General features: G+C 73.0%; 20 protein-coding genes and 1 riboswitch. Of the genes, 2 read left to right on the top strand and 18 right to left on the bottom strand.

Annotation, left to right across the window (positions count from 1 at the left end):
- Nucleotides 1–410 precede the first annotated feature (410 nt).
- The 3 genes from ACZ4VL_RS24180 to ACZ4VL_RS24170 all read right to left on the bottom strand — a co-directional run bounded on the left by ACZ4VL_RS24180 (nt 411) and on the right by ACZ4VL_RS24170 (nt 3760).
- A complete protein-coding gene (locus ACZ4VL_RS24180) occupies nt 411–1613 on the bottom strand; it encodes an MBL fold metallo-hydrolase (RefSeq protein WP_468203599.1) in 1203 nt (400 codons plus the stop codon).
- Between the two features lie 188 nt (nt 1614–1801).
- Nucleotides 1802–2590: an SGNH/GDSL hydrolase family protein gene (locus ACZ4VL_RS24175; protein WP_468203731.1), complete on the bottom strand. Its 789-nt coding sequence runs from the start codon at nt 2588–2590 to the stop codon at nt 1802–1804.
- 180 nt (nt 2591–2770) lie between these two features.
- Nucleotides 2771–3760, bottom strand: a complete 990-nt coding sequence (locus ACZ4VL_RS24170; RefSeq protein ID WP_468203597.1) for a M23 family metallopeptidase — start codon at nt 3758–3760, stop codon at nt 2771–2773.
- Nucleotides 3761–3762: 2 nt separating this feature from the next.
- Nucleotides 3763–3967, bottom strand: a riboswitch (cyclic di-AMP (ydaO/yuaA leader).
- Between the two features lie 311 nt (nt 3968–4278).
- Between ACZ4VL_RS24170 and ACZ4VL_RS24165 the strand changes: the two genes are divergently transcribed.
- A complete protein-coding gene (locus tag ACZ4VL_RS24165; protein WP_468203595.1) occupies nt 4279–5097 on the top strand; it encodes a tyrosine-protein phosphatase in 819 nt (272 codons plus the stop codon).
- A gap of 82 nt (nt 5098–5179) precedes the next feature.
- Here ACZ4VL_RS24165 and ACZ4VL_RS24160 read toward each other — a convergent pair whose 3' ends face one another.
- The 15 genes from ACZ4VL_RS24160 to ACZ4VL_RS24090 form a co-directional block, all read right to left on the bottom strand.
- Nucleotides 5180–6574 carry an aspartate aminotransferase family protein gene (locus ACZ4VL_RS24160; RefSeq protein ID WP_468203592.1) on the bottom strand — a complete coding sequence of 465 codons (1395 nt, stop codon included), beginning with the start codon at nt 6572–6574 and terminating at the stop codon, nt 5180–5182.
- Nucleotides 6571–7602, bottom strand: a complete 1032-nt coding sequence (gene hpnH, locus ACZ4VL_RS24155; protein WP_468203589.1) for an adenosyl-hopene transferase HpnH — start codon at nt 7600–7602, stop codon at nt 6571–6573. The genes ACZ4VL_RS24160 and hpnH overlap by 4 nt, the downstream gene beginning before the upstream one ends.
- A gap of 5 nt (nt 7603–7607) precedes the next feature.
- Nucleotides 7608–8273 carry a 5'-methylthioadenosine/S-adenosylhomocysteine nucleosidase family protein gene (locus tag ACZ4VL_RS24150; protein WP_468203585.1) on the bottom strand — a complete coding sequence of 222 codons (666 nt, stop codon included), beginning with the start codon at nt 8271–8273 and terminating at the stop codon, nt 7608–7610.
- The gene (gene shc / locus ACZ4VL_RS24145; RefSeq protein WP_468203583.1) at nt 8273–10360 is read right to left on the bottom strand and encodes a squalene--hopene cyclase; all 2088 of its coding nucleotides are present in this window, start codon (nt 10358–10360) and stop codon (nt 8273–8275) included. The genes ACZ4VL_RS24150 and shc overlap by 1 nt, the downstream gene beginning before the upstream one ends.
- Nucleotides 10361–10490: 130 nt before the next feature.
- The gene (locus tag ACZ4VL_RS24140) at nt 10491–11594 is read right to left on the bottom strand and encodes a polyprenyl synthetase family protein (RefSeq protein ID WP_468203726.1); all 1104 of its coding nucleotides are present in this window, start codon (nt 11592–11594) and stop codon (nt 10491–10493) included.
- 50 nt (nt 11595–11644) lie between these two features.
- Complete coding sequence (gene hpnE / locus ACZ4VL_RS24135; RefSeq protein ID WP_468203580.1) at nt 11645–13024, bottom strand: hydroxysqualene dehydroxylase HpnE; 1380 nt, start codon at nt 13022–13024, stop codon at nt 11645–11647.
- The gene (gene hpnD / locus ACZ4VL_RS24130; RefSeq protein WP_468203577.1) at nt 13021–13980 is read right to left on the bottom strand and encodes a presqualene diphosphate synthase HpnD; all 960 of its coding nucleotides are present in this window, start codon (nt 13978–13980) and stop codon (nt 13021–13023) included. Before hpnD ends, hpnE begins: the two co-directional genes overlap by 4 nt.
- A complete protein-coding gene (hpnC, locus tag ACZ4VL_RS24125; RefSeq protein WP_468203575.1) occupies nt 13977–14915 on the bottom strand; it encodes a squalene synthase HpnC in 939 nt (312 codons plus the stop codon). Before hpnC ends, hpnD begins: the two co-directional genes overlap by 4 nt.
- 385 nt (nt 14916–15300) lie before the next feature.
- The gene (locus tag ACZ4VL_RS24120; protein WP_468203572.1) at nt 15301–16083 is read right to left on the bottom strand and encodes an ABC transporter ATP-binding protein; all 783 of its coding nucleotides are present in this window, start codon (nt 16081–16083) and stop codon (nt 15301–15303) included.
- Nucleotides 16076–17005: an ABC transporter permease gene (locus tag ACZ4VL_RS24115; protein ID WP_468203569.1), complete on the bottom strand. Its 930-nt coding sequence runs from the start codon at nt 17003–17005 to the stop codon at nt 16076–16078. Before ACZ4VL_RS24115 ends, ACZ4VL_RS24120 begins: the two co-directional genes overlap by 8 nt.
- 95 nt (nt 17006–17100) lie before the next feature.
- Complete coding sequence (locus ACZ4VL_RS24110) at nt 17101–17946, bottom strand: glycosyltransferase family 2 protein (protein ID WP_468203724.1); 846 nt, start codon at nt 17944–17946, stop codon at nt 17101–17103.
- Nucleotides 17947–17981: 35 nt separating this feature from the next.
- Entirely contained in the window at nt 17982–18761 is a 780-nt protein-coding gene (locus ACZ4VL_RS24105) for a CDP-alcohol phosphatidyltransferase family protein (RefSeq protein WP_468203565.1), read from the bottom strand.
- On the bottom strand, nt 18739–19800 hold the full coding sequence (locus tag ACZ4VL_RS24100) for an iron-containing alcohol dehydrogenase family protein (protein ID WP_404235067.1): 1062 nt from the start codon (nt 19798–19800) through the stop codon (nt 18739–18741). Before ACZ4VL_RS24100 ends, ACZ4VL_RS24105 begins: the two co-directional genes overlap by 23 nt.
- The gene (locus ACZ4VL_RS24095) at nt 19788–20540 is read right to left on the bottom strand and encodes a phosphocholine cytidylyltransferase family protein (RefSeq protein WP_468203560.1); all 753 of its coding nucleotides are present in this window, start codon (nt 20538–20540) and stop codon (nt 19788–19790) included. The genes ACZ4VL_RS24100 and ACZ4VL_RS24095 overlap by 13 nt, the downstream gene beginning before the upstream one ends.
- The gene (locus tag ACZ4VL_RS24090) at nt 20537–22315 is read right to left on the bottom strand and encodes a DUF5941 domain-containing protein (RefSeq protein WP_468203722.1); all 1779 of its coding nucleotides are present in this window, start codon (nt 22313–22315) and stop codon (nt 20537–20539) included. Before ACZ4VL_RS24090 ends, ACZ4VL_RS24095 begins: the two co-directional genes overlap by 4 nt.
- 482 nt (nt 22316–22797) lie before the next feature.
- Between ACZ4VL_RS24090 and ACZ4VL_RS24085 the strand changes: the two genes are divergently transcribed.
- On the top strand, nt 22798–24042 hold the full coding sequence (locus ACZ4VL_RS24085; RefSeq protein WP_468203720.1) for a GNAT family N-acetyltransferase: 1245 nt from the start codon (nt 22798–22800) through the stop codon (nt 24040–24042).
- Nucleotides 24043–24178: the final 136 nt, after the last annotated feature.

Below are 24178 nucleotides of genomic sequence, written 5' to 3'. Positions count from 1 at the left end.
CCTCAGGCGTCCTCTTACGTGGGCCCGGCCCCCAGGGGTTCCGGGGCCGGTGTTGATCACCGGATACCCACGCTAGACCGCAGGATCCCGCCGTTGACAGCCAGTTGGGGAACTTCACCGGGGTGCTTCCCGCTCCCGAGGGGGCGCTCGTACGGCAGCCCGAATCCGCCGGGAGCGGTTGTTCGGGCCGGGCGGTCGGGCCGGCCGGCCCGCGCCCGCCCCTCACCCCGCCCGCCCGCGCGGCGGCAGCGGCACGGTCACCGCGCACCGGACCGACCCGCCGCGCGACGGGGCCGGGCCAGGAGGCCACGCCGGGAGCCCACGCCGGGAGCCCACGCCGGAGCCCAACGCCGGGAGACCGCGTCACCGCGCCGGGCAGGCCCCTCCGTCAGGACCGCCCGGCGGCACCGTCACCGCTCGCCGGCGAGGTCCAGGTCGCGGTCGGCCGGCGGGACCGCGTCGGCAGTCGCCCCGGACGCCGCCGCGGGACGCCGCCACGGGTGGTCGAGGGGCCGGGCCACCGGGCGCCACCAGGGGTCGGTGGGGAGGACGCCGGCCGGCTCGAACGGCTCGCCCGGCCGGGGGACGGCCACGGGCTGCTCCGCTTCGGTCCCGGCGTCGAGGGTCCACTCGCCCGGCTCCGCCCACGGGTGGAAGGCGAGGTTGAAGGTGCCCCAGTGGATCGGCAGGAGCACCCCGTGCGGGGTGGAGCCCTGGAGGTCCAGGTGGGCGCGGACGCCCTCCTCGGGGGTCATGTGGATGTCCGGCCAGTACTCGGAGTAGGCGCCGATCTGGATCATCGTGGCGTCGAAGGGGCCGTGTTCGGCGCCGATGTCCTTGAATCCGGGGAAGTAGCCCGTGTCACCGCTGTGGAAGATCCGGTGCTCGCCGCCGGCGACGACCCACGAGGCCCACAGGGCGTGCTGCTCGTTGCGCAGCCCGCGCCCGCAGAAGTGCCGGGCCGGGGTGGCGGTCAGCGACAGCCCGGCGATCTCGGTGGTCTCGTTCCAGTCGAGCTCGCGGATCCGGTCGGCCGGGACGCCCCAGTGCTCCAGGTGGGCGCCGACGCCGAGCGGGACGGCGAAGACCGTGTCCGTGCCGGCCAGCTGCTTGACGGTCGGCAGGTCGAGGTGGTCGTAGTGGTCGTGGGAGATCACGATGGCGTCGACCGGACCCAGGGCGGCCAGCGGCACCGGCACGGGGTGGAGCCGCTTGGGCCCGGCGAAGGGGAAGGGGGAGCAGCGCTCGCCCCACACCGGATCGAAGAGGACCCGGCGCCCGTCGATCTCGGCGAGGACGCTCGAATGCCCCATCCACGTCAGGCGCAGCCCGCTGGCCGGCGGCTTCGCCAGGTCGGCGAGGGTCGTCGGGTGGACGGGGATGGCCGCAGCCGGGCTGCGCCGGATCCGCTGCTCCTTGTGGAAGTAGACCTTCGTGAACTCCAGCATCGAGGCGGAGGGCCTGGTCCGGGCACCGACCGGGTTCCGGAAGGAGCCGTCGGCGAAGTTCGGCGAGCGCCGGATCCGCTCCAGCCGTGCGCCGGACGGATCCGCGCCGAAGGCTTCGGGGCGCAGGGCGCGCAGCCGCGGACGCAGGGGTGGGGAGCCGGTCAAAACGCCTCCTGGGCGATGGGGCGGGCGGCCGCGGGCCAGGGCCGGCGGTCTGCTTCCTACTGGTCTACCACCACCAACGCAGGGCGGCCCCGGAGGATTCCGGTAGGCACACCCGCACCACACCTGTGACCATCCCGCAACCGACCACCGCCCTCCGGGCGCCCCGATGGCCGACCGCCGCCGCCGACCTACAGCGGCAGCAGGTCCGGCCGCTTCGCCTCGACGTGGTCCCCGGAGGACTCCCCGCGCAGCCGACGGCCGATCCACGGCACCAGGTGCTCGCGGGCCCACTGGATGTTGTCGCGGGTCACGTCCACCGAGCCGCGCGGCTGCTGCGGCGGCCACGGCTGGTCGGGGTCGGCCGGCACGTCGAGCCCGAGCACCTGGGCGGCGCGCAGCGCGACCCGGGTGTGCCCCTCGGGCGAGAGGTGCAGCCGGTCGTGGTCCCAAGCCCGGCGGTCCTGTACGGACTTCAGCGACCAGAGGTCGAGTACGGGGCAGTCGTAGCGGTCCGCGATGGCGCGCACGTGCGCGCTGTACGTGGCGACCTTGCCGCGCAGGTGCTTGAGGACGGGCACGCCGCGGGTGTCGAACCCGGTGGTGATCATGACCTGGCCGACGGAGGCGGTGAGGTCGGCGACGGCGGCCTCGAACCGCTCGGCGACGGCGTCCGGGTCGCTGCCGGGGCGGATGATGTCGTTGCCGCCGGCGCAGAAGCTCACCAGGTCGGGGGCGAGTTCCTTGGCCCGGGGGACCTGCTCGGCCACGATCTGGTCGAGCAGCCGTCCGCGCACGGCGAGGTTCGCGTACCGGAAGTCGCCCTCCGGGCGCTGGTCGGCCAGGAGCACGGCGAACCGGTCGGCCCAGCCGAGGAAGAGCCCGTCGGGCCCCGGGTCCCCCACACCCTCGGTGAAGCTGTCCCCGAGTGCCGCGTACGAGCCGATGGTCCGGTACGTCTGTTCTGTCGTCGCTGTCATCGTCGTCGCTGCCACGGGACCATATCCTTCACCGCGGGACGTGACCTACGCCACCGTAGGAAGGGGTTGACGGACCGTGATCTATACCACCTGGTCGGTGCGGAATAACAGCGCGTGAGGCCGGGACCCCCCTCGGGTCCCGGCCTCACGCGCGTCCGTCACCGCCGGCGGTGCGTGCCGTCAGATGGTCACGCCCTTGGATCGCAGGTAGGCGATCGGGTCGATGTCCGAGCCGTACGAGGGACCGGTGCGGATCTCGAAGTGCAGGTGCGGGCCGGTGGAGTTGCCGGTGGAGCCGGAGAGGCCGACGGTCTGGCCGCCGCTGACGCTCTGACCGACGGAGACGGAGAGCTGGGAGAGGTGGCCGTACTGGGAGTACTTGCCGTCCGCGTGCCGGATGACGACCTCGTTGCCGTACGCGCCCGCCCAGCCGGCGGAGACGACGGTGCCCGCGCCGACCGCCTTGACGGTGGTGCCGGAGCTCGCGATGAAGTCGATGCCCGTGTGGTAGCCGCTGGACCACATGGCGCCGGGGGTCTTGTACTCGGTGGAGATGCCGCCGGAGACGGGTGCCGTGAAGCCTGCCGCGGTGACCGCACCGGAGGCGGCCGCGGCGGCGGAGGCGCCCGCCGTGGACGCGCCCGCCGTGGTCGTGCCGGCGGCCGCGCTCTTCCTGGCCGGCGCGGGGGCGGCGGCCGTCGGGGAACTGGTGGCCGGGGCCTTCTTCTTCGGCTTCGGGGCGGGGGCGGGCCGCTCGGCCGGGGCCTGCACGGGGGCACGGTCGCCGGGGGCGCCGAGGGTCAGCCGCAGGCCGGGGTGGATCAGGGAGGGGTTGTCGCCGACGGCCTCGCGGTTGTCGGCGTAGAGCCGCTGCCAGCCACCCTGGAGGTCGTGGTCGGCGGCGATGACGGAGAGGCAGTCGCCCGTCCGGACCGTGTACACGGCCGGAGAGGCGGAAGCGGGGACGGCGGGGGCGGCGGTGTCGGCCTGCGGGGCCGCCGCCGGGAGCGCGGTGGTCGCCGCGGCCGGGGCGGGGGCGGCCGCGTGGGCGCCGCCGGCGCCGATCAGCGGCAGGGCCAGAGCGGCTCCGCCGGTCCCCGCGACGGCGGCGACGAGACCACGGGCTCTGGTACGGGACTTCGGTCGGCGGTGCTTACCCTTTGCCGGCATGGCGAATTCCTCTCCGGCGCCTGCGAGGTGAGCTGTCGGGTTCGGATTGGAGATGTCCGGCCGTCCGTGGACGTGCAACGCACCCGTGCACGGGAAGTGAACGGAAGACGTACGGCTTCACCCCTAGCCGCCCCGGAGCACAACTCCGGCGCAGCGGCCTACCTGGTTCCCCCGCTCCTGCCGCGCGAGTTCGGTCGAGTTCTTATTCCGGACGGCGGCAGGATTGGGCGGTCCATCCGGATCGATCGCGAAGGTAATCGAGCGGGACCGCACGGAACAAGCCGTGAATTTCCTGACGCATTCACAGGGACGGGACTTCGGGGGAATTCCGGTCACCCTGCGTCCATTCCGCACCGCCAACAACCGTTCCGGCCGGGCCATTCGCTTTTGACGATCAGGCACGCACCGTCACCGTATGATCTGGCTCACGAGGCCTCGCCCGATCTCAACGCCGGCACCGGCAAGTTGGCTCCAAGCGGAGCAATTCGGACACTCGATGACGATGTGGAGGATTTCCCTTGACCCAGCAGATACCGCCCTCCCCGCCGAACGCCCCGCTCCCCGAGCCCGAACTGTCCGGTGTGCGCAACTTCCGCGACGTGGGGGGACTGCCGACCACGGACGGGCGAAGGGTCAGGACGGGACGACTCTTCCGAAGCGGACATCTGGCACATGCCACCGAAACCGATGCAGAGTTCCTCGCATCGCTCGGACTGCACACCGTCTTCGACTTCCGGAACACGGCCGACCAGGCCCTTGAGGGTCCCGACGTCGAGCTCCCCGGGGTGCGCAACGTCAACATCCCGCTGTCCGATCCGGCCGCCGGCAAGGAATTCTGGACCATGGTCCGCGACGGGGATCTGGAGCAGCTCCGCGGGCTCCTCGGCGACGGCCGGGCCTTCGCCCGGATGGTGGACTCGTACCGCTCGATGGTCGTGGACCGCACCGCCGAGCACGGCCGGGTCCTGCACGCCCTCGCCGAGGACAGCCTCCCGGCGCTCATGCACTGCGCCGCCGGCAAGGACCGGGCCGGCCTGTCGATCGCCGTCACCCTGCTCGCCCTGGGCGTGGAGCGCGAGGCGATCGTCGCGGACTACCTGGAGTCGAACGCCCCGCACCGCCGCTACCGGGTCCGCCGCGGCGGCGACGCTCCCCGGCCCCGCTCCCCCGAGGTGACGGAGCTGCTCGCCCCGCTCTTCGACGCCCGCGCCGCGTACCTGACCGCGGCCTTCGACACCATCGACGAGCACTGGGGCGGCGTCGACCGCTACCTGACCGAGGGCCTGGGACTGACCTCCGGGACCCTCGGCCGGCTGCGCGAGCGGCTGCTCGACTAGCTGCTGCCACCCGACCGCCGGCGGGGCTGCCGGCCGCCGGGGCTGCCGGCCGGCGGGGACGGGGGCCGACGGGACGGGGGCGTCAGCCGCCCGCGACGGCCTGCTTGACCAGGGTCCGCCCGAAGTCCCACAGGAGCCCGCCGCCGGCGTGCGCCTCGTCCATGACCGCGCGGAAGGCGGCGACGAACCGGTCGACGTCCGCCTCGTCCACGACCAGCGGCGGGATCAGCTTGATGACCTCCAGGTGGTCCCCGGACACCTGCGTCAGGATCCGGTGCCGTTGGAGCAGCGGCACCACCACCATCTGCGCGAACAGCCCCTTGCGGGCCGCCTGGAGCATGGTCCAGCGGCTGCGCAGTCGCAGCGAGGAGGGCCGGCCGAACTCGATGCCGATCATCAGGCCGCGGCCCCGGACCTCGTGCAGCAGCTCGTACGCGTCCACGAGCGCCGCGAGGCGCCCGCGCAGCAGGTCGCCCATGGCGCGGGCGTTCGCGACGACCGATTCGTCCTCCATGACGGAGAGCACCGCCAGCCCGGCCGCCATCGCCTGGGCGTTGGACCCGAAGCTGGCGGAGTGCACCAGGACCCGGTCCATGGACGAGTAGACCTTCTTGAAGATCCAGTCGCGGCCCAGGGTGGCGCCGACCGGGACGTAGCCGCCCGAGAGTGCCTTGGCCACGCACACCAGGTCCGGCTCCACGCCCGGCTCGTGCTGGTACGCGTAGAAGTCACCGGTCCGTCCGAGGCCGGTCTGCACCTCGTCGGCGATCAGCAGCGCCTTGTGCCGGCGCAGCAGCTCCTGTGCGGCGGGCAGGAAGCCGGGCGGGGCCGCGTGCACGCCCTTGCCCTGGATCGGTTCGACGACGAAGGCGGCGACGTCGCCGCGCTCCAGCTCCCGCTCCAGGGCGGCCAGGTCGCCGAGCGCGATCCGGGTGTCGGGCAGCAGGGGTGCGAAGCCGTCCCGGAAGCCCGCCTCGCCGTTCACGGACAGCGAGCCGGTGGTCAGCCCGTGGAAGGCGTGGTCGCAGTAGAGGACCCTGGTCCGGCCGGTGGCGTACCGGGCGAACTTCAGGGCGGTCTCCACGGCCTCGGTGCCGCTGTTGCCGAAGAAGACCCGGTCCAGGTGCGGGCTGTACGCCAGCAGCTTCTCGGCCAGCAGCCCGGGCAGCGGCTGGCAGTCGAAGCGGGTGAGGTCGGCGAGCTGCGCGTCGAGCACGTCGTGCAGGGCGCGGCGGACGACCGGGTGGTGCCGGCCCAGGCCCATCACCCCGAACCCGGACAGCATGTCCAGGTAGTCGTTGCCGTCGGCGTCCCAGAAGTGGGCGCCCTCGGCCCGCTCGTAGACCTTGTCGAAGCCGATGGTGTGCAGCATGCGCGGCAGCTGCGGGTTCAGGTGCCGGGCGTGCAGCTCGTACCGCTCTCCGCCGCGTTCGGCCAGCAGGGCCTTGAGGTCGAAGCCTCCCGGCGCCGGGTTCATGCCGATCCGCCCCGGTTGCCGCCGATGGTGTCCCGGGCCGCGCGCAGGGACTCCTTGAGGGAGCCCATGGTGGCGAGGACGGCGGTGGGCTCGTACCCGCAGTGCGCCATGCAGTTCGCGCAGCGCGGGTCCTTGCCGCGGCCGTACTTGCTCCAGTCGGTCTCCTCGATGAGTTCGCGGTACGTCGGCACGTACCCGTCGCTCATCAGGTAGCAGGGGCGCTGCCAGCCGAAGAGGGAGTAATTCGGAATGGCCCAGGCGGTGCAGGGGAAGTCGGCCTTTCCTTCCAGGAAGTCCAGGAAGAGCGGGGAATGGTTGAGCCGCCAGCGCCGCCGGTTGCCGCCCGCGAAGGCCTTCCGGAAGAGTTCCCGGGTCTGTGCGACGCCGAGGAAGTGCTCCTGGTCGGGTGCCTTTTCGTAGGCGTAGGCGGGCGAGATCATCATTTCGTCGACCTTGAGGTCGTCATTGAGGTAGTTGAGGACCTCGATGACGGTCTGCGGGGTGTCGGTGTTGAAGAAGGTGGAGTTCGTGGTCACGCGGAATCCGCGCTCCTTCGCCTCCTTGATGGCGGCGACCGCCTCGTCGAACACGCCTTCCTTGGCCACCGATTCGTCGTGGCGTTCGCGCAGTCCGTCGATGTGGACGGCGAAGGCGAAATAGGGCGAGGGGGTGAACTTCCCGATCTTCTTGCGCAGCAGCAGGGCGTTGGTGCACAGGAACACGTACTTCCGCCTCGCCACCAGCTGGCGGACGATCTCGTCGATCTGCGGGTGCATCAGGGGCTCGCCGCCCGCGATGGACACCATCGGGGCACCGGACTCCAGGACGGCGCCGACCGCCTGGGCGACCGGCATGCGCTGCTTGAGCACCCCGGCGGGGTGCTGGATCTTCCCACAGCCCTCGCAGGCCAGGTTGCAGGCGTAGAGCGGTTCCAGCTCGACGATCAGGGGGAACTTCTCGCGCTTGCGGAGCTTCTGTTCGAGCAGGTAGGTCCCGACCCTGATGGACTGTCGCAGCGGCATGGCCATCTGACTCACCTCCTGGGGAGCGGCAAAGAACGGTGCCAGTCATAGAACGCGGGCAGTACGGCACGCAGTACGCGGAAGGCCGATATTCCACCGCGGACCGTGCCGATGCGGACGAGCTCGTGCTCCGGGGCGTCCACGACCACCCGGACGGCGGCAACCGGGCGGTGCTCGCCGGGCGCGGGGGCGCGGGCGGCGGTCCACAGGGTGGCCGCCGATTCCATGTCGACGCCGATGGCGCCGGTGGCGCGCAGCCGGGCGCGCTCCTGGCCCCGTACGACCCGGTCGGATCCGGTCAGCGCGCCGGTGTGCACGGTCCGGCCGGGGGCGGCCCGGGCCAGTGCCTCGACCAGCAGGGACGTTCCGGCACAGGTGACGGTGCCGCGCGGGTCGCGGGTCTCCTCGGCGACGACCAGGTCGCCGGGGTGCATGCCGGGGACGAGCCCCGCGCAGAACCCGGTGGCGAGGACGGCGGCCCGCTCCAGACCCGGTGCTGCGAGGACGCGGGTGACGGCCCGCTCGGCGGCGCGCGGCCCCATGCCGGTGCGCAGGACCGTGTACCCGAGGGGGGCCCCGCGGTCGACGCCGCTGCGCAGGGCGGCCCGCTCGATGCGCAGGGCGCATGCGACGAGCAGCGGTCGGGGCTCGGGGCCGCCGGCCCGGGCGGCGGGCATCAGGGCGTCCCGGGCGCGAAGGGGTCCCCGTACAGGTAGCGGCCGAGGGCGGTGAGCGGGAACACCTGCCGGTACAGGTGGTAGTTGATGGAGAAGTCCCAGGGGAAGCCGGTGCCGGTGAAGTGCGGCTCGTCCCAGCTGCCGTCCGCCCGCTGGGTCCCGGTCAGGTAGGCCACGCCCCGTTCGACGGCCCTGCCGTCGCGCTCCCCCGCCGCGAGGAGGGCCATCAGCGCCCATGCGGTCTGCGAGGCGGTGGAGTCACCGCGTCCCGCCCAGGTGGTCGGGTCCCGGTAGGAGCGCTGGTCCTCGCCCCAGCCGCCGTCGTCGTTCTGTACGGATTCCAGCCAGGCCACGGCCCGGCGGACCGCGGGGTGGCCGGGGGCGATGCCCGCGGCCACCAGGGCGGGCACCACCGACCCGGTCCCGTAGACGTAGTTGGTGCCCCAGCGGCCGAACCAGCTTCCGTTCGGCTCCTGTTCGGCGAGGAGCCAGGAGGTGCCGCGTCGGGCCCTCGGGTCGGCGGCGCGGCCCTCGACGGCGAGCATCTCCACCACGTGGGCGGTGACGTCGGCCGAGGGCGGGTCGACGACCTCGCCGAAGTCGCAGAACGGCAGCCGGTTGGGCAGGGAGCTGGTGTTGTCGGCGTCGAAGGCGCCCCAGCCGCCGTTCCTCGACTGCATGCCGAGGGTCCAGGACACGGCCCGGGCGATGGCGGCCTCGGCCCGGGCCGGGTCGGAGTGCCGGATCCGGCGCAGGGCGAGGACGACCTCGGCGGTGTCGTCGATGTCGGGGTAGGTGTCGTTGTGGAACTCGAACGCCCAGCCGCCGGGGGCGAGTCCGGGCCGGCGCACCGCCCAGTCGCCGCTGCGGGTGATCTCCTCGTCCAGCATCCAGTCGGCCGCCTTGACCAGGGCCGGGTGGTCGGGCGGCAGCCCCGCGTCGGCCAGCGCGATGGCGGCGAGGCAGGTGTCCCAGACCGGCGACTGGCAGGCTTCGACCATCCGGACGGGCCCGGGCTCGCCGGGCCGGCCGTCGGGGGCGGGGCCGGGGGCGGTGTCCTCGCGCCAGACGGCGAAGCGGTCCAGGGAGTCCAGGCCGGCCCGCATCACGGGGTGGCCCAGGTCGTAGCCGAGCAGGTGCAGGGCGATGAGGGAGTACACGGCGGGCGGCTGGATCCCGCCCCAGCAGCCGTCGTTCTCCTGCCGCTCGACGATCCAACGGGCGGCGGTGGCCATGGCGGCCCTGCGCAGCGGGCGGGGGGCGAACCGGCGGTAGACGTGCAGAGCCCGGTCCATGCGCTGGAAGATCCCGTCCCAGCTGGAGAGCGGGGCGAGCCGTACGGCGGGGACGGGCCGGCGGGCGTCGGTGTGCAGCTCGTCCAGGGCGAAGGGGGCGGGGCGGACCGGCCGGTGCGCGGAGACCACGGTCAGCGGGACGACGGTCTGGCGGGCCCAGCAGCCGAAGTCGTAGATGTTCAGCGGCACCCAGGGCGGCAGGAGGACCAGCTCGGGCGGGAGCTCGGGGAGGTGGTCCCAGCTCCACCAGCCGAAGAGCGCGAGCCAGATCCGGGTGAAGACGCGGGCGGCGGCGATCCCGCCGTGGGCGCGGATCCAGGCCGAGGCGCGGGCCATGTGCGGGGCGTCGGGGGCGTCTCCGGCCAGGCGCAGGGCGACGTACGCCTCGATGGTGGCGGAGAGTTCGGACGGGCCGCCGTGGAAGGTGGCCCAGGTGCCGTCGGAGCGCTGTTCCCGGCGGATGTGCCGGGCCGCTGCCCGAGTGGTGGCCTCGTCCCGGATGCCGAGGAACTGGCGCAGCAGCAGGTCCTCGGCGTCCATGGTGACGTTGGTCTCCAGGTCGCCCTTCCACCAGCCGGCCGGGTCCTGCTGCCGCAGCAGGTGCCGCGTGGCGCGCTCGACGGCCTCGCGGACACCGGGCGGTGCCGCGTCCGTGGTCCCGGCCGTGGTCCCGGCCGTGCTCCTGGCCGTGCCGTTGATGGTGCTGCTGGCGGTGCTGCCGGCCGTACTGCCGGTGGTGCTGTCATCCGGATCGGCGCCGCGGGGACCGGCGCCGTCGGTCGTCGCTGTCATGGCTTCCCCTTAACGTGCAGTGGCTTGTGCTTCTGCTGTGCTGGGGTCTGCCGTCGGCCGGCGCTACGGGCTGGTGGCGCCGGCCGGCGACTCGCGCGTCATATCCGTACCCGGGTGACGAGGGTGGCGATCACCTCTTGCGTACGACGACGAAGTCGGCGAGGGCGACGAGCTGTTCGCGCACCCGCTGGGGCATGTCGACGTCGTCGAGGGCACGGACGGCGATCGCGTGCTGGCGGCGGGCCTCCTCGGCGGTCCACTCGCGGCCTCCCGCCTCCTCGATGAGGGCGGCGCGGGCGGCGAACTCCTCCTCCGAGAAGTTCTCGAAGTCGTTGCTCTTGGCGTCGGCGGCGAGGAGCTTGCCGAGCTTCTCGGCGGCGGGGCCGCCGGCGGCGAGGGCGGCGACGACCGGCAGGGACTTCTTGCGCTGGCGCAGGTCGCTCCAGGTCTGCTTGCCGGTGGACTCGGGGTCGCCCCAGATGCCGAGGAGGTCGTCGACGGCCTGGAAGGCGAGGCCGAGGTGGTAGCCGTACTCCTCCAGCTTGTCGGCCGTGCGGTCGTCCGCGCCGCCGAGGACGGCGCCGATGGAGATGGCGCAGGCGAGCAGGGCGCCGGTCTTGTTGCCCTCCATCTCCAGGCACTCCTCGACGCTGACGCTCTCGCGGTGCTCGTAGGAGATGTCCTGGGCCTGGCCGTCGATGAGCTTGCGGCTGGCGGTGGTCAGGCGGCGGGTGGCGCGGCCGGCCTCGACGGTGCCGAGCTCCAGGAGCACCTCGTTGGCGAGGGCGAACAGCGCGTCGCCGACGAGGATGGCCTGGGCCGGGCCGTGGACCTTCCACACGGTGTCGCGGTGGCGGCGCTGCTCGTCGCCGTCCATCAGGTCGTCGTGCAGGAGGGAGAAGTTGTGGACGAGCTCGACGGCGACCGCGCCGGGGATGCCCACCTCGGCGGGGGCTCCGGCGGCCTCGGCGGACAGCAGTGCGAGGGCGGGGCGGACGGCCTTGCCGCCGTCGCCGTCGGCGGGGTTGCCCTGGGCGTCGATCCAGCCGAAGTGGTAGGCGGCGACGGTGTCCATGGGCGCGGCGAGCCGTTCCACCGCGGCACGCAGTGCGGGAGTGGACAGGGTGCGGCCGCGTTCGAGGAGGGCGAGGGTGTCCGCGACCTCCGTCGGCGCCGCTTCCGCCGCTCTGTTACCGGCTTCGGTGTTCTCGACGGCCGGGTTCCCCGGGTTCACTGGCTCTCCTCTGTTCTCCGTGCGTGCGGTGCCGGTGGTGTTGGTGATCGTCATGCCGCCTCCTGCAAGGGATGGGCCCGGTGGCGGCCGAGTGCGGCGAGCGCGGCGTGCGCCGCGCTCAGGCCGCTCCGGACGGCACTCTCCATGGTCGCGGGCCAGCCGGTGGCGGTCCACGCACCGGCGAGATAGAGACCCGGCGTGTCGGTGCACGCCCCGGGGCGCAGCCGGCCGACGCCGGGGGTGGGGGCGAACGTGGCGGTGCGCTCCCGGGTGACGAAGAAGTCGCGTACCTTGGCGCCGCGCGCGGCGGGCAGCAGCCGTTCCAGCTCGGGGAGGTATCTGCGGCGCAGGACGGTCACCGGTTCGTCGATGTCGTTCTGGGCGACGGACTGGGACAGGGCCAGGTACTGGCCGCCGTCGGGCAGCCCGGAGGACTCGGTGCGGTCGAAGACCCACTGGACGGGGGTGCCGAGCGCGGCGAAGAAGGGACGGCGCAGCACCTTGCGGTCGTAGACGACGTGGACGTTGAGGATGGGCGCGGTGCCGATGTCCAGGAGCCGGTCGGGGTCGGCGAGCGCGCCGGCCGGGAGCAGCCCGTGGGCCTCGCGCTGCGGGACGGCGAGCACGACGGTGTCGGCGTCGAGGGTCTCGGCCTCGGTGGCGACGCGCCAGTTGCCGTCCGGCGTGCGGGAGACGGAGGTGACCCGGGTGCGCAGTTCGGTCCGTACGCCCGCGGCGTCGAGCGCCGTGCGGGCGAGGGTGTCGTGGAGGTCGCCGAGGGGGACCCGGGCCCAGCCGATGTCGGCGGCGCCGTTCTCGGAGAGCAGGCCGGTCTTGAAGACCATGGCGGCCAGTGCGAGCGAGGAGTGCTCGGCGGTGGCGTTGAGGGTGGCGATGCCGATGAGGTTCCACAGGGCCTCGACGGTGCGCGGGCTCTGGCCGTGGCGGCCGAGCCAGGTCGCGAAGTCCAGCCCGTCGAGGGCGGGGTCGGCGGGGTCCAGGCCGCGCAGGGCGAGGGCGGCGCGCCCGACGGCGGCCCGCTCGGCGAGCGAGAGGTGCGGGTAGCGGGCCAGCGATCCGGCCAGGTGCAGCGGGACGGGCAGGGCGCTGCGGCGCAGCCGGCCCAGGCGCGGCCCGCGGGGGTGGCCGACGTCGAGGACGGGTACGTCGAGCCGGTCCTGCAGCGGGGCGAGGGCGGCGCCGTCGATGCGGTCGAGGAACCACCGGTAGGCGGTGCAGCAGCGCAGGTAGACGTGCTGGCCGTTGTCGACGGTGAGGTCGCCGCGCTTGAAGGAGAAGGCGAGCCCGCCGAGCCGGGGGCGGCCCTCCAGGAGGGTGACGCGCACGCCGGCGTCGGCGAGTTCCAGGGCGGTGGTGACGCCGGCGAGGCCGCCGCCGACGACCACGGCGTGGTGCGCGGTCGCGGTCACGCGGTCCTCCTGGTGCGCTGGCGCGAGACGGTCCGGGCGTCGAGGCCGGACAGGCCGCGCACGGCGACGTACGCCTTCTCGTGCGGGGGCAGGGAGACCCGGCCGCGGAGCACCGCCTCGGGTTCGCGTTCGATGCGGTCGAGGAGGCGGCGGTAGATGCCGGCCATGGCCGCGACGCAGGCGCCGCTGCGCCGGTCGAGCATGGGCAGCAGCCGGTAGCCCTCGGCGAACAGGGCGCGGGCGCGCCGGACTTCGTGGTGGACGAGGCCGGCGAAGTCGGCTCCGGCGGGGAGCCGGCCGTCGGCGAAGCCCCCCTCGCAGCCGAACTTGGCGAGGTCCTCGGCGGGCAGGTAGGTGCGCCCGTTGCCGGCGTCCTCGCGGACGTCGCGCAGGATGTTGGTGAGCTGTAGGGCGAGGCCGAGGGTGTCGGCGTACTCGCTCGCGCGCTCGGCACCGGCCGCGCCGGCCGCGGTACCGAACACGCCGAGGGAGAGCCGTCCGATGGCCCCGGCGACGCAGCGGCAGTAGAGCTCCAGGTCCTCCCAGGTCGCGTACGTTTCGCCGCGGACGTCCATCAGTACGCCGTCGATGAGCTCGTCGAGGCCGCCGAGCGGGATGGGGAAGCGGCGCGCGGCGTGGGTGAGGGCGACGGCGACGGGGTCGGTGTCGTCCTCGTCGACCTCGCCGTCGCGGATCCGGCCGAGCAGGGCCCGGGTCTCCTCCAGGCGGGCCAGCTTGGCCCCGGCGGGGAGCGTGCCGTCGCCGATGTCGTCGACGCGTCGGGAGAAGGCGTACAGGGCGGACATGGCCTGGCGCTTGTCGGTGGGCAGCAGCCGGATGCCGTACGCGAAGTTGCGCGCCTGCGCCCCGGTGACGGCCTCGCAGTAGCTGTAGGCCGCCAGGATCGGCGCGGACGGCGCGGTGGTGTGTGCGGAACCCTCCACGGTCGGGCTCACCCCTTTCTCGGCGCGGTGCGCAGGACGGCGGTCACCTCGCGGAGCAGGCCGCTCCGGGTGGGCCGCGGAGGGCCGGGGAGTACGTCGAAGCCGGCGCCGGCGACGGCGCGCAGGGCGGCGCGGCCGCCGCCGACGAACCCGGCGAGCAGCAGCCGGAGCCGGCCGTGGACGCTGCCCACGAGCGGGGTGCCCTCGTCCAGCAGGTCCCGGGCGCGGGCGGCCTCGTAGGCGACGAGGGAGCGGACGGAGGCGCCGGCGGTGGGGGCCTTGAGGTCGGTTTCGGCCACGTGGAAACGGCGCAGGTCCTCGGCGGGGAGGTAGATCCGGTTCCGGTCGAGGTCCTCGGCGACGTCCTGGACGTGTTCGACGATCTGCAGGGCGGTGCAGACCGCGTCGGAGCGGCGGATCCGTTCGGGCGTGGCGGTGCCGGTGAGGGCGAGGACGAGGCGGCCCACGGGGTTGGCGGAGAGCTCGCAGTAGGCGAGCAGGTCGCCGTACGTCTCGTAGCGGGTGACGTGCTGGTCCTGGCGGTTGGCGGCGATCAGCCCGAGGAACGGCTCGGGGGTGAGGGCGTGGGCGCGGACCACGGGCTGCAGGGCCTGGAGGAGGGGGTGGCGCGGGGTGCCTCCGCCGGATCCGAAGACCCGCCCCAGGTCGGCCTCGAGGGCGTCGAGCATCGCGGGCCGGTCGTCGGCGGCGGCGGGTTCGAGGCCGAGGAGGACGGCGTCGCGGCCGCCGGGGGCGAGGTCGCCGTCGCCGATGTCGTCGACGAGGCGGGCATAGCCGTACACGGCCATCAGCCCGTCGCGCCAGGCGCGGGGCAGGAAGGCGGGGGCGACGGGGAAGTTCTCCGTCCGGGCCTTGCCGAGGGTGGCGTTCGCGTGGGCGTCGGGGGCCGGGGTCTGCCGGGGACGGATGCCGTGCGCCGGGGTCACCGCCCGCCGCCCGCGGCGCGGACGGCCGTAATGCCTGGGGGCCGGAGAATTCCCGTAGCCATTGCCGTCACATCTCCCGTTCTACACTGCCGACGCAATACATCCTATTTCGGACACGCCGCCGGACTTTCCCCGGGCTGTCCCAGGCCGTTCACCTGCGGGGAATCGTCCCCTCTTGCCGCGGTTCAGGGCCGCTCCAGCTTACGCTGTACAACGCCGCGGAACCTTCCGGGGTATTCGCAGCGCTACCGAATGTCGGCCCGAATTGCCCCGGACGCGCCCCGGGGGACACGCCGTGGACACGCCGGCGACACACCCGGCCCGCGCCGGGGACACGCCGAGGCCCCCGACCGCTCGGGGCGGCGGGGGCCTGCGGCGGCGGCGGTCAGTGCCCGGTGGCCTTCTCGTAGGCCGAGACGACCTCTTCGGTGGGCCCGTCCATCAGCAGCTCGCCCTTCTCCAGCCACAGGACGCGGCTGCAGGTGTCGCGGATGGACTTGTTGTTGTGGCTCACCAGGAAGACGGTGCCGGCCTGCTTGCGCAGCTCGCGGATGCGGTCCTCGGAGCGCACCTGGAACTTGCGGTCACCGGTGGCCAGCGCCTCGTCGATCATGAGCACGTCGTGGTCCTTGGCCGCGGCGATGGAGAAGCGCAGGCGCGCGGCCATGCCGGAGGAGTACGTGCGCATCGGAAGGGAGATGAAGTCGCCCTTCTCGTTGATCCCGGAGAAGTCGACGATGTCCTGGTAGCGCTCGCGGATCTGCTCGCGGCTCATGCCCATGGCCAGGCCGCCGAGGACCACGTTGCGCTCGCCCGTGAGGTCGTTCATCAGCGCCGCGTTGACGCCCAGCAGCGAGGGCTGGCCGTCGGTGTACACCTTGCCGGCCTCGCAGGGCAGCAGGCCGGCGATGGCGCGCAGCAGGGTGGACTTGCCGGAGCCGTTGGAGCCGATCAGGCCGATGGCCTCGCCGCGGTAGGCGGTGAAGGAGACGCCGCGCACGGCGTGGACCCGGCGGACGCCCGGAGCGTCGCCCTTGCCCCTGCGCATTATCTTGCTCAGCGCCGCGGTGGCGCTGCCCTTGCCGGAGCTGCCGGTGTTGACGCGGTAGACGATGTGGACGTCGTCGGCGATGACGGTGGGGACGAGACCCCTGTTGTTCTCAGCCACGGCCGTAACGCTCCTCAGCCTTCCAGAAGTACACGAAACCGCCGACGCCGATCACGACGGCCCAGCCCAGGGCGACGGCCCAGACGTGGGGCGGCAGGTTCTCCGGGCCGTACTTGTCGATCAGGGCGAAGCGGATCAGGTCCATGTAGATCGCCGCCGGGTTCCACTGGAGCAGGTCCGCGACCAACGCGGACCTCTCCTTGAGCATCTCGTTGATCGAGAACATGACGCCGGAGGCGTACATCCAGGTGCGCGTCAGGAACGGCATCAGCTGCGCGAGGTCCGGGGTCTTGGCACCCATGCGCGCGAAGACCAGCGCGAGACCGGTGTTGAAGACGAACTGCAGCACCAGCACCGGCACCACGAGCAGCCAGGACAGCCGCGGCATGTTGCCGAACGCCACCACGGTGACGAACACCACGATCATCGAGTACAGCAGCTGCTGGAGCTGCTGCATCGAGAAGGAGATCGGCAGGGAGGCGCGCGGGAAGTGCAGGGCGCGGACCAGTCCGAGGTTGGACGGGATCGCGCGCACGCCGGCCATCACCGAGCTCTGGGTGAAGGTGAAGACGAAGATGCCGATCACCAGGAAGGGGATGTAGACGTCCTTCCCCATCCCGCGGCCCGCGTCCATGATCAGGCCGAAGATCAGGTAGTAGACCAGCGCGTTGAGCAGCGGCGTCGCCACCTGCCAGATCTGGCCGAGCTTGGCCTGGCTGTACTGAGCGACCAGCTTGGCCCGGGAGAACGCCAGGATGAAGTGGCGCCGGTCCCACAGCTGCCGCACGTACCCGGCGAGGCCGGGCCGGGCGCCGCTGACGGACAGGCCGTACTTCCGGGCGAGCTCGGCGGGGGACAGCCCCGCGTCTTCGGACGGCGGCTTGCTCGTGGCGAGGGCGCCGTCCTGGGTTGTGTCACTCACAAGTTGAAACTTTCCGTCTTCAAGATGCGGCAGTAGGTGGCATCGGACCTGGGCGTACGGACCGTGACCGCGCCATGTTCTCAGACGCCGGAGCGTCAGATGACAGGCGGTCGTCCCAGCCGGGTCAGCCGCCAGACCGTGCGCCACCTCATGGGGCGCCGGGGACCACAGGGGGTGGTCCAGCCCTCCTTGAAACCGCCGAACCAGGCCTTGAGGGCCGGGACCGAGGGCCTGCGCAGGAGCGTCAGCAGCAGCCAGACGCCCACGTAGACCGGCACCAGCGGCGCGGGCAGGTTGCGGCGGGCGAGCCACACCCGGTTACGGGCCACCATACGGTGGTAGACCGCGTGCCGGGAGGGGGCGGTTTTCGGGTGCAGCAGCACCATGTCCGCCCGGTAGTCGATCGACCACCCTGCGTCGAGGGCCCGCCAGGCCAGGTCGGTCTCCTCGTGCGCGTAGAAGAACTCCGCGGGCAGGCCCCCGACCTGCGCGAGCACCGAGGTGCGCACGGCGTTGGCGCCGCCCAGGAAGGTCGTCACGCGGGAGGAGCGCATCGGGTCGGCGGCCCGCAGCCGTGGCACGTGCCGGCGCTGGGTCTCACCCGTCTCCGGGTCGGCGATCCGGAAGCTGATGATCCCGAGCCGGGGGTCCTCGGTGAAGGCCTGCCGGCACAGCTCGGCGGTGTCGGTGCGCTCCAGCAGCCCGTCGTCGTCGAGGAAGAGCAGTACGTCCACGTCGCCGCCGCCGGGGCCGAAGGCCTCGATGCCGACGTTGCGGCCGCCGGGGATGCCCAGGTTGTCGGGCAGCGTGACGGTGCGCACGTCGTCGGGGAGCCCGGTGACCTCGACGCCCTGGCCCACGACGACGACCTCGACGGGGCCGCCCTCCTGGCGGGCCACGGAGTCGATCAGCGCCTTCAGCTCGTCGGGGCGGTTGCCCATGGTGATGATCACCGCGCCGACGCGCAGCGGGGCGCTCACCGCAGCCTGCTGGAGACGAGGACGGAGACCAGGTGCAGCACCGTCTGCAGCAGCGCGATGCCGGCGAGGACGGCGACACCGAGCCGGGTGTAGAACAGGTCGCCGCGCATCTGGTCGACGACGGCCAGCACCAGCACGAGCAGCGAGGCCTCGATGCCGAGGATCAGCCGGTGGAACTTGAGCGCGGACGCCGCCCGGCGGGCGAACGCCATGCCGGACGAGCGCGGCTCGGCCGCGGCCTCCTTGACCGGGGCCATGCCGGCCTGGTGACGGGCGACCCCGACCAGGTCGGTCTCGGCCTTGACCAGGATCGCGCCGAGCGCCGCGAGGGTGCCCAGGAAGGCCCACAGCCAGTCGATCCGGCCACCGCCCCACAGGTCCGCGGCGCGCAGGCCGAGGCCGACGAGCACGGCCGCGTCGCACAGGTACGCGCCGACGCGGTCCAGGTACACGCCGGAGAGCGAGTACTGCTTCTTCCAGCGGGCGACCTCGCCGTCCACGCAGTCGAGCAGCAGGTACAGCTGGACCATGACCACGCCGAGGACGGCGCCCCAGACGCCCGGCACCAGCAGGGCCGGGGCGGCGAGCACGCCGCACAGCGTCATCAGGTAGGTCAGCTGGTTGGGCGTGACCTTGGTGCCCACCAGGACGCGGGTGATGCGCAGCGAGACCTCGCGCATGTAGAGGCGGCCGCCCCAGTGCTCGCCGCTGCGCCGGTCCTTGACGCCCGCCGGGTGCACGACGGGCCGGAGTTCAGCTACGGATGGTCTTGGCATAGTCGGCGTACGCGTCCCTGATATCGGCTTCGGACAGGTTGAGGTGCTCCAGCACGGTGAAGCGTCCCGGGCGGGTCTGCGGGGCGTACTCGACGGCCGCGACGAACTCGTCCACGCTGAACCCGATCTCCTCGGGCAGCACGGGCAGCCCGTGGCGGCGCAACACCTCGACGAACAGCCCGGACTGCTCGGCCGCCCCCCGCAGGTGCATCGCGAAGGCCGCGCCGAGGCCCACCTGCTCGCCGTGGAGCGCGGAGCGCCCCGGGTAGAGCAGGTCGAAGGCGTGACTGATCTCGTGGCAGGCGCCGGACGAGGGCCGGGTGTCCCCGCTGATCGACATGGCGATGCCGGAGAGGACCAGGGCCTCGGAGAGCACCGTGAGGAACTCGTCGTCCCCGCAGCCGCCGGGGTGGCGCAGCACCGACTCGCCGGCACTGCGCGCCATGGCGGCGGCGAGGCCGTCGACGGCCTCACCGGTGATCTTGTGCGAGAGCTCCCAGTCGGCGATCGCCGAGATGTTGGAGATGGCGTCCCCGATGCCGGCCCGGATGAACCGGGAGGGGGCCTCCCGGATCACGTCGAGGTCGATCACCATGGCGATCGGTGTGGGGACGCCGTAGGAGCCGCGCCCGTTGTCGTTGTCCAGGATGGACACCGGGGAGCAGATCCCGTCGTGCGAGAGGTTGGTGGCGATCGCCACCATCGGCAGCCCGACCCGCGCCGCGGCGTACTTCGCCACGTCGATGATCTTGCCGCCGCCCAGCCCCACCACGGCGTCGTAGCGGCGGCCCTTTATGTCGTCGGCGAGCTTGACCGCCGAGTCGATGGTGCCGTCCGCGACCGGGAACCAGTCGGCGTACGGCAGGACCGGCGCCAGCCGGGCGCGCAGCGCCCGGCCGGAGCCACCGCTGATCGCGATCGCCAGCTTGCCGGACGAGGAGATCCGCTGGTCGGCGAGGATGCCGTCCAGCTTGTCCATCGCCCCGTTGCTGATGTCGACGACGACCGGGGAGGGAATGAGCCTCGTCAGTACTGGCATGCGATCGTCCGGCCCTTGGCGAGGTCGTCGTGGTTGTCGATCTCGACCCACCTGACGTCGCCGATGGGGGCCACGTCGACGGTGAAGCCGCGGTTGACCAGCTCCTGGTAGCCGTCCTCGTAGTAGAGGTCGGGGTCGCGCTCGAAGGTCGCCTTGAGGGCGTCCGCCAGCTCCTCGGCCGCCTCGGGCTCGATCAGGGTGACGCCGATGTACTCGCCGGTCGCGGTGGCCGGGTCCATCAGCTTGGTGATCTTCCGGACGCCCTGGCCGTCGGTGGTGATGACCTTCATCTCCTCGTCGGCCAGCTGCTTGACCGTGTCGAGGGCGAGGATGATCTTCTGGCCGTTGCCGCGGGCGGCGAGCAGGGTCTGCTCGACGGAGACCGGGTGGACGGTGTCGCCGTTGGCGAGGATCACGCCCTGCTTCAGGACCTCACGGGCGCACCACAGGGAGTAGGCGTTGTTCCACTCCTCGGCCTTGTCGTTGTCGATCAGCGTGATCTTCAGCCCGTACTTGGCCTCCAGCGCGGCCTGGCGCGCGTAGACGGCCTCCTTGCGGTAGCCGACGACGACGGCGACCTCGGTGAGGCCCACCGCGGCGAAGTTGCCGAGGGTCAGGTCGAGGACCGTCAGGCTCTCCTCGTCGCCTTCGGGGCCGACGGGCACGAGGGCCTTGGGCAGGGTGTCGGTGTAGGGACGCAGGCGGCGTCCGGCACCGGCAGCGAGGACAAGGCCGATCATGCTGGTTCTCCTTCGTCATGTACGGCGGGTGCCCCGGAGGAGACCCAGAAGCGGATGCTCTCCACGAGCACCACGAGTGCCACGAACACGGCGAGGACCGTGAGCGCGACGGGGAACGCGTCCCGGGCGAGGACCGCGGCCAGGACCACGGTCAGCAGGACCCGGCCGTCATGGCCGCCGATGGTCCACACCAGCCACCGGGGGGGTGCGCCGGAGCCTCCGCGGATGCGGTAGACCGTGTCGTAGTGATGGTAGGCGACCGCCGCGACCAGTCCGAATGCGGCCGGAAGGGCTCCGGGGACGTCCGCCTTGGCGGCGAGCACCAGGACGGTGGTGTATTCGGCGAACCGGAACAGCGGCGGGACCAGCCAGTCCAGGGGGCCCTTGAGCCGGCGGGAGACGGCCGCCCCGGAGAAGATCACGTACGCGGCGGCGGTGCCGATCAGCCACAGATCGCCGAACGCCTGCCGCGCAGCTCCCCCGACGATCAGCGCGGAGCCGACGACGGCCAGCCCCACCGAGGCACTGGCGGCCAGGGCCCTGTCGGGCGGCGAGGCCAGGACGGAGGCGAGCGGCCCGCTGTCGGCGAGGTCGGCCAGCGCCTGCGCGGCCCGGTCGGTCCGCTTCGCCTTGCGGGTCAGGGAACGCAGCACCCGGCCGGCGGTGGTGTAGAGGGCGCCGAAGGCGCAGCCGACGAGCAGGGCGTAGAACACGATCCGCGGGGTGGTGAACGCGGTCAGTACCGCGATCATCGCCCAGCGCTCGCCGATCGGCAGGATGATCATGCGCCGGACCCAGACCGTCCAGCCGACGCTGTCGAGCCGGTCGGAGAGGGCGGCGGTGGGGCTCGTGTTGGCCGTGGCGTCGTGGTTGGCCTCGTTGAAGGAGAAGTCCACCACGTGCCGGCAGGTCATCAGGATCATCGCGCCGAGGGCGAGGCCCCAGACGTCGTCCCCGGTGCGGGCGGCGCCGAGGGCGAGGCCCGCGTAGAAGGAGTACTCCTTCGCCCGGTCGAAGGTCGCGTCGAGCCAGGCGCCCATCGTCGAGTACTGCAGGGAGTAGCGGGCGAGCTGCCCGTCGGTGCAGTCCAGGACGAAGGAGACCAGCAGCAGCACGCCCGCGGTGACGTAACCCCAGCGCTCGCCGGTGGCGGCGCAGCCGGCCGCTATGAGCGCGGTGACGAGCGAGGCGGTGGTGACCTGGTTCGGGGTCAGGCCGCGGCGGGCGCACCAGCGGGCGATGTAGCGCGAGTACGGGCTGATGAAGAAGGTGGTGAAGAACCCGTCGCGGGACTTCACGGCGGAGCGCAGCCGGACGGCCTCGTCGTCCACGGCGGCGACCGCGGCGGCGGCCGCCTCGCGCTCGGCCCCGTCGGCGGCGACGGCGGCGACGAGGCTGCCGAGCTCGGGCCGCTGGACGGCGGTCCCGCCGGCCTCGACGGCGGCGGCGAGCCGGTCGGCGTACGGGCCGCTGCCGTCCACCGGGAGCGCGACGGCCTCGTCCAGGGCCGCGCGGGCGGCGGGCTGGACGGTGAAGGCGCCGGTCACGGCGCAGGCGTCGAAGCGGGGGTCGGTCAGCGCGAGCCGCAGTGCGTGGACGTGCCCGACGAAGCCGCTGTCCACCACGGCCACCCGCTGCCCGGCGGGTACGCCCGCCAGCACCGCGGCGGCCTCGGCGGGCCCGGTGGCGGGGCGGACGTCGAAGCCGAGGGAGCGCAGATCGTCGTTAAGCGGTGATCCGGGGACCGGCAGGCCGGTGAGGATGACGGTCGACAGACGAACTCACTCCTTGCAGCGAACACGGCAGCGGGCGCCGCACGGGGGCGGCGGCACGTCGGCAGAGGCTATCGGATGAACGGAAGCCGGGGTTCACCACCCGTTTGCCGCCCGATAGGCCGAAGATTCCGAGCCTCGGAGGCCCGGTGGGATCATCATCGGTGATCGCGTCGAGGTCCGACAAACCCTCCGGGTGTTAAAGTGGGGCGGCTCACGCGAATTGCGTGTGATATGAGCGGCACGAGTGATCTGAGTGACAGGAGGTGGGTTGATGACCGTCGCAGCGGTCGCTGCCGAGCGCAGCGCACTCCGGTTCGTCCCCGCCTTCCACCGGGCTGCCGGCCGGGCCTGATCACCGCGATCCGGTCCGTCGGCCGGTGCCCTCTCACCAAGGGTTCACAGTGACCGACCACTCCGGTTCCACCGCAGCTTCCCCCTCCGGTTCCGTCTCCCCCGCCGACCTCTCCGCCGCGTTCTTCGCCCTGCACAGCGGCCTGCCCCGGCAGGCGCCGGGCTCCGACGCGACCACCCGGCACCTGCTCTCGCTGTGCGGGCCGCTGCCCGAGCGGCCGCGCGCCCTCGACCTCGGCTGCGGCCCCGGCCGCAGCGCCCTGCTGCTCGCCGCCGAGGCCGGTGCGCACGGCGCCGAGGTGACCGCCGTCGACCTGCACGAGGACTTCCTCGACGAGCTGCGGGCCGCGGCCGCCGACCGCGGGCTCGACGGCCGCGTCCACCCCGTCCACGCCGACATGGGCGCGCTCCCCCACCCCGAGGGGTCCTTCGACCTCGTCTGGGCGGAGGGTTCCGCCTACCTCCTGGGCTTCGACACCGCGCTGGCCCGGTGGAAGCACCTGCTCGCACCGGGCGGCACCCTCGTGCTCACCGAGTGCGAGTGGACGGTCGACGAGCCGTCCGCCGACGCCCGCGCCTTCTGGGACCCGCACGGCGGCCTGCGCTCCACCGCCCGCAACATCGCCGCCGCCCAGGCGGCCGGCTACCGGGTGCTGGGCGTCCACCGCCTGCCCGACTCCGACTGGGCCGCGTACTACGGTCCGCTCGCGGCCCGGGCCGACGAGGTCGCGGCCGCCGCCGGGTCCACCCCGGATCGGGCGACGGCCGCCGCGCTGGCCGGCGCCCGGGAGGAGATCGCCGTACGGGCCCGGCACGGCCACGAGTACGGGTACACGGGCTACGTCCTGCGCCCGGTGACCGCCGGCGACGGCGGCGCCTGGCCGGCCCGGCCGGAGACGGCCGCCGACCGGGCCGCAGTGCGGGCCGTTCACCTCGCGGCCTTCGACACGCCCCTCGAAGCGGACCTCGTGGACGCCCTGCGCGCCGACCCCGCCTGGATGGCGGGCCTGTCGTACGTGGCCGAGGGCCCCGACGGCTCGGTCGTGGCGCACGCCCTGCTGACCCGCTGCGAGGTCGACGGCGTGCCGGCGCTCGCGCTCGCCCCGGTGGCCGCCGACCCGGCGGTCCAGCGCTCGGGCGCGGGCAGCTCCGTCGTCCGGGCGCTGCTGGCGGCCGCGAAGGAGCAGGGCGCGGCGCTGGTCCTCGTCCTCGGGCACCCGGACTACTATCCGCGGTTCGGCTTCGTGCGGGCCTCCCGGTTCGGGATCCGGGCGCCCTTCGAGGTCCCGGACGAGGCACTGATGGCACTGGTGCTCGACGGTTCCGTTTCCGTTCCGCGGGGAACGATCACGTATCCGGCCCCCTTCGGGGTCTGATCCCGCAGGTGGTCCGCGTGCGCACCGCACGCGGACCACCCCCCTCCGGCGCTTATTCCCCCCTCGGGGGACGAAACTCGCCGATCCTCCAAATTGGGACAAAAACCCCCTGTCCGGAGATCCGAAAAACACACGT

It is taken from the genome of Streptomyces sp. NPDC029014 (assembly GCF_055564695.1).
This window is presented reverse-complemented; position numbering and strand designations above follow the sequence as displayed.